General features: G+C 39.0%; 8 protein-coding genes. 2 read left to right on the forward strand and 6 right to left on the reverse strand.

The annotated features are described in order from the left end of the window. Positions 1 to 53: 53 nt before the first annotated feature. The 6 genes from brnQ to glgB form a co-directional block, all read right to left on the reverse strand. Positions 54 to 1,412, reverse strand: a complete 1,359-nt coding sequence (gene brnQ / locus ACFSBH_RS05910) for a branched-chain amino acid transport system II carrier protein (protein WP_251513462.1) — start codon at positions 1,410 to 1,412, stop codon at positions 54 to 56. 240 nt (positions 1,413 to 1,652) lie between these two features. Then, positions 1,653 to 4,079, reverse strand: coding sequence for a glycogen/starch/alpha-glucan phosphorylase (locus ACFSBH_RS05915; protein WP_379596526.1), 2,427 nt, complete (start codon positions 4,077 to 4,079; stop codon positions 1,653 to 1,655). After that, a complete protein-coding gene (glgA, locus tag ACFSBH_RS05920; protein WP_251513464.1) occupies positions 4,076 to 5,530 on the reverse strand; it encodes a glycogen synthase GlgA in 1,455 nt (484 codons plus the stop codon). Before glgA ends, ACFSBH_RS05915 begins: the two co-directional genes overlap by 4 nt. Before the next feature lie 67 nt (positions 5,531 to 5,597). Next, the gene (gene glgD, locus ACFSBH_RS05925; protein WP_251513466.1) at positions 5,598 to 6,701 is read right to left on the reverse strand and encodes a glucose-1-phosphate adenylyltransferase subunit GlgD; all 1,104 of its coding nucleotides are present in this window, start codon (positions 6,699 to 6,701) and stop codon (positions 5,598 to 5,600) included. Further along, entirely contained in the window at positions 6,701 to 7,867 is a 1,167-nt protein-coding gene (locus ACFSBH_RS05930) for a glucose-1-phosphate adenylyltransferase (RefSeq protein ID WP_251513467.1), read from the reverse strand. Before ACFSBH_RS05930 ends, glgD begins: the two co-directional genes overlap by 1 nt. Next, entirely contained in the window at positions 7,864 to 9,765 is a 1,902-nt protein-coding gene (gene glgB, locus ACFSBH_RS05935) for a 1,4-alpha-glucan branching protein GlgB (RefSeq protein WP_251513468.1), read from the reverse strand. Before glgB ends, ACFSBH_RS05930 begins: the two co-directional genes overlap by 4 nt. Before the next feature lie 426 nt (positions 9,766 to 10,191). Here glgB and pulA point away from each other — a divergent pair, with 426 nt between their 5' ends. Next, a complete protein-coding gene (pulA, locus tag ACFSBH_RS05940) occupies positions 10,192 to 12,291 on the forward strand; it encodes a type I pullulanase (protein ID WP_251513469.1) in 2,100 nt (699 codons plus the stop codon). A 220-nt stretch (positions 12,292 to 12,511) separates the two neighbouring features. Then, positions 12,512 to 13,462 carry a ketopantoate reductase family protein gene (locus ACFSBH_RS05945; protein WP_379596530.1) on the forward strand — a complete coding sequence of 317 codons (951 nt, stop codon included), beginning with the start codon at positions 12,512 to 12,514 and terminating at the stop codon, positions 13,460 to 13,462. Positions 13,463 to 13,499 lie beyond the last annotated feature (37 nt).

The following is a 13,499-nucleotide window of genomic DNA, read 5'->3' on the forward strand; positions in this document are numbered from 1 at the left end:
CAATTATAAAAACCCCGTATGAAACTATTTCATACGGGGTTTCTTTATACTAATCAGTTTGTTTCTGCAGCTGTTGAGCCACCTGAAACTCTAGAGATTATACCAGTGATGATCATTACTACAAGTGCCGGTACGAGCCAGCCTAAACCTTGATTATAAAGAGGTAAAGCTGCATCATAGAAATCAACTACTGGTGCAATGAATCCAAATTCAACTCCAATTGTTCCAGAAAGTGTTGTTATTCCATCAACGATGGCAATCAAGAATGTAACTCCAATGGTTGCTACATAGACGAGGCGTGCGTTATTAAATAACGGTGATGCAAACGTCAATAGCATTAACACGATTGCTAATGGATATAAGAACATTAATACTGGAATAGAGAACGAGATAATATTTGTTAGTCCGAAATTAGCGATAATAAACGTAATCGTTGCAAAGAATACAACCAATTTCTTATAGCTGATTTTAGGGAATAGAGTATGGAAATACTCTGCGTTTGCTGTAATCAATCCAATTGCTGTTGTCAAACAAGCTAAGATGATCATAACAGCCAACAAAATAGAACCTACATTTCCAAAGTAATGAGCTGCTGCTCCACTTAGAACAGGGCCACCGTTGTCAAACAGCCCTAACGCTCCAACTGATGTAGACCCCAAATATGCAATTCCGATATAAATAACTCCAAGTAGTGTAATAGCAATAATACCTGATTTTGAGGCAGCAGATAGAATACTACCTTTGTCTTTAATGCCCAATGCTTTAATTGCATTAATAACAATAATTGCGAACACAAGTGATGCCAGTGCATCCATCGTATTATAGCCTTCCAAGAATCCTGTTACAAATGCACCGCTTGAATAGCCTTCCTGAGCTTCCCCAGCTGAACTCATTGGGTTGATAAACGCAGCAGCTAGTAGAACAACAATTAACAATACTAGAGCTGGTGCCAAGAGTTTACCGACAGTATCTACGATCTTTGTAGGATAGAGCGAAAATAGTAACGCAACAGCAAAGAAAAGAATAGTAAAAATTAATAAGCCAAGTTGCTCTGATCCTTCAGGAACGAACGTCAAAATTCCTACTTCGTATGCAACGGTACCTGTTCTTGGTGCTGCAAAGAACGGTCCTATTGTTAAGTAAAGTAAAGCTGTGAAAAACACGCCGTATGCGGGATGAACCCTACTGGCCAACTCCTGTAAGTTTGAACTTCCAGAGAACGCGATAGCAATAACCCCTAATAATGGAAGTCCTACTCCTGTTACTAGAAATCCAATGATTGCCGGCCATAGATTTTCTCCTGCGTACTGGCCAAGCTGTGCTGGGAAGATTAGGTTCCCTGCTCCAAAAAATAGTGCAAATAACATAAAGCCTATTGCTACATATGCCGACTTCGATACTTTTTCTTTCATTGTCATTACCCCCAGATGAGATTTCTTCGTGTTTTTTATTGAATTATCAAATAATTTAATCTAATATGTCATATGCAATATATTAGCTGAGACCTACTATACTATCTTTTAAATTAAAAAACAATAGCTAAACTACAAATTTTTTGATTTTTTCCATAAAGCGTTTTCATTTCGACATGATACGCCTACTATTTTCGCCAAAAAAAAGAAGCATTCGAATAATGCTTCTTTCGCTATATATTATATCGGTTTAATCTGCCATATATCACTGACGTACTCTCTTATCGTACGATCACTTGAAAATTTACCGGAGTGGGCAATGTTGATCAAACTCATTTGCTGCCATTTATATTCGTCACGATAGACACTTTCTGCATATTCATGAGCTTCGATATACGGCTCAAAATCCTTTAATACGAAATACGGGTCATTATGATACAGGATGTTATAATAGATATCCTTAAACTCTATATCTTGTGTACCAAATTCACCTTTTTGCAGCTGGTCCAAGATTCTTTTCACTCGATCATCGTTATTATAGATTTCACGAGCATTGTATCCACCATGTTGATAATAATGCAACACTTCATCTGCACGCAAGCCAAATATGAACATATTTTGTGGACCAACCAAATCATGAATTTCTACATTAGCGCCATCCATTGTCCCCATCGTAAGGGCACCATTCATCATAAGCTTCATATTTCCAGTTCCAGAAGCTTCTTTACTGGCAGTTGAGATTTGCTCGCTTATATCTGTGGCAGGAATAATCTTCTCTGCCAAGCTTACATTATAATTCTCCATAAATATTACTTTTAATTTACCATGGATACTTTTATCATAATTAATGATGGATGCAACGGTATTAATAAGCTTAATCGTCTCTTTTGCTAAATGATAGCTTGGTGCTGCTTTTGCACCAAAAATGAAAGTGCGTGGAGTCATATCTAAATTCGGATTTTCTTTCAGCTCATTATATAGATAAATGATATGAAAGACATTTAACAGTTGCCTTTTATATTCATGCAGCCGCTTGATCTGCACGTCAAAAATGGATTGGTCATCGATAGTAATCCCCATTTGATCATGGATAAAATTAGCAAGTAGAATTTTATTTTCACGCTTCACTTTGGCAAATTCTTCAAGTACGTTCCTATCATTTTGAAATCGCAATAAATTGATCAACTGTTTCGGCCTTTTCACCCATTGGTCACCAATCATCTCATTAATTAATGTTGTGAGCTTTGGGTTTACCTGCATTAACCAGCGGCGGTGGGTAATGCCATTTGTTTTATTATTAAATCGTTCCGGATAAAGTGAATAAAAATTTTTCATTTCTTTTTTCTTTAGAATTTCTGTATGGATATTCGCTACGCCATTAACACTGAAACTGCCGACGATTGCAAGGCGGGCCATATGGACCTGATCATCGGCGATTACCGCAAGCTCGGGAATCTTATCGCGCAGTTCCTTGTGTTCAAACCAAATCCCCTGACAGAACCTTTCATTTATTTCCTCAATGATCATGTAAATCCTCGGAAGCAGACTTTGCATCATTTGTTTTGGCCATGTTTCGAGGGCTTCACTCAACGTCGTATGATTGGTATACGCAAACACCTTCGTCGTTATGTCCCAAGCTTCATCCCAACCCAGTCTCTCTTCATCCATTAGAATCCGCATCAGTTCCGGGATGCTTAGACTCGGATGCGTATCGTTAATCTGAATGACAACCTTTTCCGGTAAATGTTTCAGGGATAAACGATAATTTTTCTTAAACTGCTTCATAATGTTTTGTATACTTGCTGAAACAAGGAAGTATTGTTGTTTCAACCGTAATTCTTTACCCTCGTAGCTTGAGTCATCTGGATAGAGAAATCCCGATAGTTGTTCAATTGAGTGTTCAAAATCAAGATGACGGTAAAATTCATCCTGATCTGTCGAATGATTCGGCTCTTCTGTTATAGGTTCTGCACTCCACAATCGCAATGTATTTACCGTCTCATTTTCATATCCAATGATAGGGATATCATAGGGTACAGCTAAAACTTTATCCGTATGTTCATATTTGAACTCAAGTGATCCATCGTTCCGTTGATGCATCAATACGTTACCTTGAAATTGGACAACACAGATTTCATCTTCTCTGCGCACTTCCCAAGCATACGGTTTTTTCAGCCAATAGTCCGGCAGCTCCACTTGATTGCCATGAATGATCCGCTGTTCAAATAATCCGTAGCGATAGCGGATACCATAGCCATGACCTGGAAGACCAAGCGATGCGAGAGAATCAAGAAAACAAGCAGCAAGCCGGCCAAGTCCCCCATTCCCCAGTCCTGCGTCATGTTCCACTGCGTAAACTTCTTCAGCATCAAACCCAAGCTCCGCTAATGCTTGGTTCGCAACGTCCAACATTCCGGTATTCAATAAATTGCTTTTTATTAACCGGCCAATTAAAAACTCCATAGAGAGATAGTAAACCTGCTTTGCCTGCTCAGATTTATACCGATTTTTCGTATCAAACCAAAGAGGCTTTATTTGTTCATTTACAACCGCAGCTAATGAATAGAATATTTCTTCATTCGTTGCTTCTTGGACCTCGACGTTATAGCTAGTATTTATAAATTGGGTTATTTGCGCTGCCAGCTCTTTGGCCGTTAATCGTTTCAAAAAGAATCGCTCCCTGCACTTACTAATTGTTTCACTGAACCGGTAAGTTCTTGATATAGTTTGCTATATTGCTTTGCTGATTGTTTCCAAGTAAACGCACCTTTATTCACATTTTTTATGAGCTGCTTCCACTTCTCCTCGTCCTTGTAAGTGGATAAGGAATAGTGTAATACATGTAATAATTCATGTGCATTATAATTAGTGAAACTAAAACCATTCCCCTCACCGGTTTCCTCATTAAAAGCGGTGACTGTATCCTTAAGTCCGCCAGTTTCCCTTACAATTGGAACTGTTTTATATTGCAGGGCAATTAATTGCGAGAGGCCACATGGTTCAAATTGGGACGGCATGACTAAAAAGTCTGCACTTGCATAGAGACGACGAGCTAATGCTTCGCTAAATGTCAGCAATGATTTCACCTTTTCCGGATATTTGTCCTCCAAATAACGGAAGTAGTCTTCAAATTCTTGCTCACCTGTTCCAAGAACGATGAATTGAATATCCTCCTGCAAAAAATCCTCCAAAATATGCTGCACAAGATGAAGCCCTTTTTGCTCGACTAATCTCGTTACCATAATATATAACGGAGCTTCTGGTTGATACGTAAAATTAAGTTCTTCATGCAAAAGCAGACGATTCTCCTGCTTTTTACTTCGGGCGGTACGATAATTGACGGGTAGATGTGTGTCTGTCATTGGATTGTATTCCTTTGTGTCAATTCCATTCAGGATACCAATCAAATCTTTCTCACGGTCTTTAATAATGCGATCCAAATTTTCTCCATAATAAGGATCCTTAATTTCCACCGCATAAGTCGGACTCACTGTTGTAATTTTATCTGCATGGAAAAGCCCGCCTTTCAAACTATTCAACATCCCGTTCCACTCCATACCAGCTATGTGTTCACGCCCTAATTGGAAAAAATCATCGTAAATATCGACAGGCATGAGTCCTTGATATTTCAAATTATGGATAGTCAACACCGTTTTTAAATTAGGTACCGGCTGTGTAATCTTCGCCAGCATCACAGAAAGTGCCGCTTGCCAATCATGCGCATGGAGAATATCCGGTTGAAAATCAAGATGCTTCAACGCTTCGATGACGGCATGACAAAAGAAAACAAATCTTTCTCCATCATCGTAATAACCATAAATCCCTTTCCTTGTAAAATAATAGTCATTTTCAATAAAGTAATAGATACAATCTTGATAGTTGAGCGTATAAATCGTTGCTTCTTGATTTCTCCAGCCTACTTGCACATCCAGGGAAGTAAGATAGGTCATGTTATCTTTCCATTCCTCACTGATTTCATCGTAGTATGGAAGCATGACACGTACGTCCAGATCTTCAAATGTCTTTAGAGCTTGCGGAAGGGACCCGATGACGTCGGCAAGACCTCCTGTTTTAATGAATGGTGTTCCCTCCGAAGCGACGAATAATACTTTTTCCATTACTACCTCTCCTCAACTTGATTTTACATAGTGTGTTGTTTACCAGTTGCCACAATCTTATTCACAACTATACGACCTGACGTTTTGCCACGATATATGGTTTCTCTTTTGTGCCGATGATCCGCTGGCCACTTTTTACATGCACATCTTTATCTAAAATGACATTTTCCAAATACACATCTTCCTCAATTTTGCAGCGCTGCATAATAATGGAGTTCCTTATTTGTGAGTGTTCACTTACCTCCACTCCACGGAAAAGAATACTGTTCTCCACGTCACCGTTGATTATGCAACCATTCGCTATAATTGAATTATTCACCACCGCTTGTGCCTGATATTTCACCGGCGGGTTGCTCGAAACCTTGGTCCGGATAAATGGTTTTTGAAATAACCTTAAAAAATTCTGTTCTTGCAAGAGTTTCATATTTTCCCGATAATAACTTTCAGTTGTATTGATAAACGCGTGGTATCCCTCAAAACGGTACGAATATACTTTTAATTCCTGAAGCCGCTCCTTAATTCCATTCATAAACAAATTGTCATAGTTATAGGCAATACAATAATCCACAATATCTAGTAGAAGTTCCTTTTTAATAATATAAACCCCAGTAAATACATTCGGGTTCCGGTGGTCATTCGTCATCTGGGTTACCCAACCATCCTGATCCGTCTCGACTCGATAGTATGCTTGATGTTCAGGTCCGATGGTATCAACATCAGTGTAGATGACTGTCACATCTGCATCGTGGATGAGATGCCGTTTGAAAGCATCTTTATAATCTGTATTAGCGATAAACTGACTACCACTCACCAAAACATGATTTGCCTTTCCTCTATAAAAATAATCCCGATTATTATGGAAGAAGCTTAAATCACCTAGAGATCGATCAGTGGGATCATTCCAGTCAGGAGGTAAAATGAACAACCCCCCATGTCTTCGGTCCAAATCCCAACTATCACCTGTTCCCAGATGATCAAGTAACGAGCGGTACTTATTCCGTACAAATACAGCAACTTCTTCAATACCTGAATTCGTCATATTCGATAAAGCAAAATCAATCAGACGATAACGTCCGGCAAATGGAAGCGATGCATTGTTCCGAAAATAGGTCAACTCATTAAACACATGGTGTTCATGTTCCAAATTAATCAGTCCCATCATTCGCTCCATTACACAATCTCCTCCCTTACAGCAACATACTCTGAGAGATTTTCCTGATTAATCACAATCGGCTCTTCTTCCTCTAATGCATGTATTCTTACCCCGTCAGCAATCTCCGTATTTTCCATCACAATCACCCGTTCAAGGTGGACATCCTCGCCAACACATACACCTGGATGTAAAATCGATTCATTTATATATGCGTTTTTCTTTACAAGCACTTTTTGGAAGATCACAGAATTCAAAATATGCCCATAGATAAAGCAACCTGAATTGATTAATGAATTTATTACTGTCCCTGAAGTTCCTATGAAATGAGGTGGCAAATTAGCTTCATTTGTATAAATTTGCTTACTCATATCCTCTCTTGCAACGGAAATCGGAGAACCGGAATTCTCATCCAGCAAATCCATTGTCGCTTCCCAATAACTTCGGATGGTCCCGACATCCTTCCAGTAACCATCGAACTGATAACCAAATAGCGGCTTATTATCTTCAAGCATTGCCGGTATAATATCTTTACCGAAGTCATGACTCGAATTCTTATTCTCAGCATCCTCGATTAAATATTTGCGTAGTGTAGACCAGGTAAACATATAAATCCCCATTGATGCCAGATTATTTTTCGGTTCAGCCGGCTTTTCATCAAATTCATAGATTCTTAAACCATCTTCTGTATTTAAAATTCCAAAGCGGGATGCCTCATCCCAGGGAACTTCAATTACTGAAATCGTTGCATCAGCTGCTGTTTCCTTATGCTGTCTAAGAATGGATTGATAGTTCATTTGATAAATATGATCACCAGAGATTACGAGGACGTATTTCGGATTATATTGATCGATAAAATGTATATTTTGATAAATCGCATCAGCCGTTCCAGAATACCAATCTCCCCCATGCTTCCCAATCGCTGGAGAAAGTGTCGTTACACCACCATCCCGTCGATCCATATCCCATGGTTTTCCAGTTCCTATGTGACGATTTAGCATGATTGGTGAATACTGCGTCAAAACACCGAGTGTCGGAATGGAAGAATTTGCACAATTACTTAATGTAAAATCGATGATTCGATATTTCCCGCCAAAAGGGACAGCAGGCTTAGCATTTTCACTCGTCAATGGACCTAATCGCTTTCCTTCTCCTCCAGCCAGTAACATTCCAAGACATTCTTTCACTTCGCATCCTCCTCAACTCTTCTTTTAAAAATCATTACAGCTAATGGAGCAATTTTTACTTTGATGTGTTGTTTCATTCCATGCCATTTATCAGGGAAGCTAAAATGCATCCCATTCAATTGGCCGGAACCTCCAAACGATTCGTGATCCGAATTGAAGATTTCTTCATGTACTCCGGGTTCTGGTACCCCGACTTTATAGTCGTAATAAACCTTTGGCGTGAAGTTACAAACAATAATCAACTCCTCCTGTTTGTTTCTTGCTCGTCTTCTAAATGCAATAATGCTTTGATCGATATTATGTGGATCAATCCATTCAAAACCAGATGATTCATGATCCAATTCATATAAAGCTGGTTGGTCCTTTAAAAAGTGATTTAACTTTTTAACATAATGAAAAATTCCTTTATGTAGTGGGTAATCCAATAGATGCCAGTCTAATTGTTCCTGGTCTTTCCACTCGGAATAAAGTGCGAGCTCCGTTCCCATGAATAACAACTTTTTTCCGGGATGTGTGTACATATAGCCGATTAATAAACGTAGACTCGCAAATTGCTGCCATTGATCTCCCGGCATCTTATCGAGTAATGATTTTTTTCCATGTACCACTTCATCATGGGACAGTGGTAACAAAAAATTCTCCGCGAACGTATACATAAATGAAAAGGTTACTAAATTGTGATGCCATTTCCGATGAATTGGATCCAACTTCATGAATTCCAGCATGTCGTTCATCCATCCCATATTCCATTTGAAATTGAAACCTAACCCACCAAGATAAGTTGGCGACGTGATCATCGGAAGATCAGAACTATCTTCAGCCATTACTAATGCATTGGGTCGATAGCGAAAAACCGTTTCATTCAACTTCTGCAAAAACGCACTGGCTTCTAGATTCTCTTCTCCACCGTAGGAATTGAAAATCTTTTCTTCATCATCAGGACGATCAAAATTCAAATACAACATGCTGGCAACAGCATCTACACGAAGACCGTCAATATGGAATTCTTTAAGCCAATAAATAGCATTTGACACTAGGAAACTTTGGACTTCCGGGCGACCAAAATCGAAGGCCAGCGTTCCCCAGTTTCTTTTTTCGGCTTTTTTCGGATCTTGATATTCATAGAGCGGCCTTCCATCAAACTCACGCAGACCAAAATCGTCTTTACAGAAGTGACCAGGAACCCAATCCATAATGACGCCAATTCCTGCCTGATGACAGCAATCAATAAAATATTTAAATTCTTCTGGTGTGCCATATCTTGATGTAACGGCATAATACCCAGTGATTTGATAGCCCCAAGATAAATCAAGGGGATGCTCTGCAATCGGCAATAGCTCAATATGGGTATAACCTAAATCTTTTACATAGGGGATTAGTATTTGTGCAAGCTCTGTGTAAGTGTAAAAATCTCCATTATCCTTGATTCTCCAGGAACCGAGGTGGACTTCATAGATGGTTATCGGAGAAGTATAAGGATTATATATTTTCATTTGCTCTTGCCAAGCATCATCGTTCCACTCATAAGATTGAAGTGAAGGGGTCATAGAGGCGGTTTGTGGACGAATTTCAGCTTGAGTCGCATATGGATCTGCTTTTAAAATCCTTTCGTTATCAACTGTAGTAATTTGATATTTATAAGCGGTACAAGGAGGTATATCAGTGAAAAAACCAACCCATAATCCTTCCTCATTCCATCGTTTTAGTTCATGTGTATTCCCTTGCCAACCATTTAATTCACTCGCAATAGCGACATGCTTGGCATGAGGAGCCCATACAACGAATCGGTAACCCTGCTCCTCTTCCCAATCAATAAAATGACAGCCAAGCAGCTGATAACTCTGGTAATTTGTTCCTTGATGAAATAAAAAAATATCTTCTTCAGCGATGCGGTACAACTAGATTCCCTCCCTTATATACCAAAAAACATTATCACCATTTCAAGATAAATGCAAGGTGAATTTTGAATATTTTTTATACTTTATTGTAGCTTTTTGTCGATTGCATAGGAAAGTTCAAGAAGTAGCCAAATTTGAGGTTAAACCTAGTCTTTCCTTAAGTTTTGAACATTGTGATGAACCTATAATCCAGACGTAAAGAACTATATTATAAATATATTACAAATAAATTGTAATTTCTGTTTATTTCTCTAATCTTATAGAAAACTTAACAACCTTGTAAGAAACCAATCAGAACGTAGCGTCTATACTATTAAGAACAGGTAAATATGATTAGGAAGCAATTGGTTTAAATGTGAACAAAGAGGGCTATTACTTTGTTTAGATGACAATTCGGTAATTATAGTCATAAAAGGAGATAGTTTCATGAGCGAATACACGGCATGGATGGATGATTATCATCTCATCACCATTCCAATTGATGAATTGGACCCTTTGAGGAAACAAACCAATAATCCTCCCATTATCTATTGGGAGAAAAAGCAAACCTATTTTCAAACAGAGTTTATCGAGGAGACATACAGCCACGCAGTGCAAGTAAAACATCATGAAGAGCTCCCAATCGGGGAAGATTTGGTATTGCTTTGGGGTGAAAAACAAATACCGATCCATCCAAGAAATATCGTCCGTACGAAGGAGTTCGACGAAAGGTTTGCAGTACTGGATGTTGAATTAGGTCCATTATGCACGGAGCAAGAAGCGGTCTTTCGCGTATGGACCCCAATTGCGACCAGTGTTGAAGTCAATGTCGAAGGAAACCTCTATCCAATGAATCGTTCTGAAAAGGGAGTATGGACGCTTTCTCTAGCGGGGGACTGGCATGGCTGCAGTTATCATTTTGAGGCCATCATTCATGGTAAAAAGATAAACGTTCATGACCCCTATGCAAAAGGCTTGTCGGCCAATAGTGAAACTTCCATACTTGTTGACTTTTCGCGTACCATGCAGCTTGATGAATTTCAAACTCCGATCGAACATCCAGTGGATGCCGTTATTTATGAACTTCATGTACGTGATGCTACTATCCATCCAAACAGTGGAATAGTCAACAAAGGAAAATATTTAGGTTTGACTGAGAAAAATACGACTACTAAAAACGGCTATTCGACTGGTTTAACTTATATAAAAGAGCTAAGTGTCACACACATCCAACTGCTTCCCATCAATGATTTTGCTCGAGTATCCGATTTAGAGTCCGAATCCGACTATAACTGGGGATATGACCCACTATTTTTTCAAGTTCCTGAAGGAAGTTACTCTGTTCTCCCTGATAGGGCAACCGCAAGAATAAATGAGCTGAAGAAAGTGATTCAGGCATTTCATGACGAAGAATTGGGGATAATTCAAGATGTCGTCCTTAATCATGTATTTATTATGGAGGAATCAGTTTTTGAGAAGCTCGTCCCAGGATACTTTTTCCGCTATCATGAAAATGGAACTCTCAGTAATGGCACTGGTGTAGGAAATGATTTGGCAACGGAACGCAAAATGGTCCGTAAATTTATTCTCGATACAATTGATTTTTGGTTAAGAGAATATAAAGTAGATGGCTTTCGTTTTGATTTAATGGGAAATATGGATATAGAGACTATGCAGCAAATAAAAAAACGTTGCCTCAAAGAGAAGCGTACAATTCTGCTGTTCGGTGAAGGCTGGGATCTAGCTACTGCTATTCCTCGAAATGATAAAGCAATTTCCGCTCATGCGGACCGAGTAAAAGGAATTGGTTTCTTTAACGATTATTTCCGGGACACGTTAAAGGGGAAGTTATTTGATGCCCACGATACCGGTTATGTAAATGGGAACGGTCATAATTATGAACGACTTCCAGCACTGCTAAGCGGTGGAACTTTAGTGGAAGGAATGGACCAGCATGACATTGGTCAGACGATTAATTATGTAGAATGCCATGACAACCACACCCTATGGGATCGCTTGGCACTTACAAATAAGGAAGATTCTGATACCCGAAAAAAGATGCACCAACTCGCAACTGCTCTTACTATTTTAAGCCAAGGAGTTCCATTCCTACACGCCGGACAGGAATTTTTCCGGACAAAATACGGAGTTGAAAACAGTTATATTTCAGGAGATGCGATTAATCAGTTGGATTGGAGCCGTCGTGAGCTGGAAGATGATAATGTTCAGTTTGTTAAAAAGCTGATTCTATTAAGAAAAGAGAATCCTGAATTCCGTTTGCGCACGAAGGAAGAAATTTCTAGACGTTTTCATCCATCCAATGAGAATGAGCCCCTATTCAACTTCACTCTTCTAGGGGATAAGAAGGACTTTGCCATATTCATCAACCCTACAGCTCTTGAAAAACGGGTCAAATTACCAGCACCAGGGAATTGGAAAATTTCCGTATCAAACCTTTCAAAAGAAAGAACCAATCACTCGGAAATTAGCGGAGAATTTATTACTGTATTAGGTTATGAAGCAGTAGTGTTTGAAAAAAATCGCTAAGATAGAATCAATAACAACGATGGGCCGATGTAAGCAACTATCGGCTCATCGTTGTTATTTCATTCTATTAGTATAATTATCACTCTATCATTACCTATTCATATTTCTGAATATTTTAGAATGCGTCTCTTTTTTGATATAATACTTTAATATATTCATTAGTTTTTTTGAGTACATCTTATCATGGCTCTTCTTTATAAGATTTGGGGGGATTCTAAAAATGAAAAAAATTCGTACCGTCTCTTTAATTGGCTTAGGTGCAATTGGAGCTGCATACGGAAGCAAGTTACATCAATATCTTGGTGATGATTTTACTGTTGTTGCGAACGAGGAAAGAATTTCCCGCTATCAACAAAGCGGAATAAAAGTATTGGAGGAAACATATAATTTTCGTTACGAAACACCTGAAACAGACAGTGGACCACGCGACTTAGTAATTTTTTCAGTGAAAAATGCAGAATTAAAGCAAGCTATTCAAGAAATAAAGCACCATATCGGCCCTGACACAATAATATTATCGCTACTGAATGGGATTTCCAGCGAAGAGGAGATATACGAAGCAACTGAAAATGCACATATCCTTCATAGTATGTGTGTAGGAATCGATGCTGTACGTGAAAATCAACAGATCCGATTCTCCAGCTTAGGTAAGATATGTTTCGGTTACCGAGAGGATTTTGGGACAGAAGAAGATGCGCAGGCAGTCAAAACACTATTTGATGCAGCTGCGATACCTTATGAAATTCCTCAAGACATTTGGCATGCAATTTGGGCCAAATTCATGCTTAACGTTGGTGTGAATCAGGTTTCTGCAGTAAAGCGCGCACCATATGAATACTTTCATAAAGTCCCTTCCCTATACAGCTGGATGGAGGACGCGATGTATGAAGTCGTGGAAATTTCGAAAAAGGCTGGTGTCGGTCTTACGGATGAGGATGTTAAAAACTTTCGTCCAATACTGCACGCGCTATCTCCTAAGGGGAAAACTTCAATGCTCCAAGATATCGAAGGAAACAGGAAGACCGAGGTGGAATATTTTGCTGGTACGGTAGTTGAGCTGGGAAAGAAGTATCATGTTCCAACTCCAATTAATGAACAGCTGCTTCGCATGATCACAATCATGGAAAAAATGAATGCCCTGGACGTAAAAGCTTCTAGTGTTAACATTTGAGGAATCGTTTATTTTTCTGTAGAATGAACCCATAAAA

The sequence above is a fragment of the Oceanobacillus luteolus genome (assembly GCF_042678205.1).
In the GTDB taxonomy this organism is placed as follows: Bacteria; Bacillota; Bacilli; order Bacillales; family Amphibacillaceae; genus Oceanobacillus; species Oceanobacillus luteolus.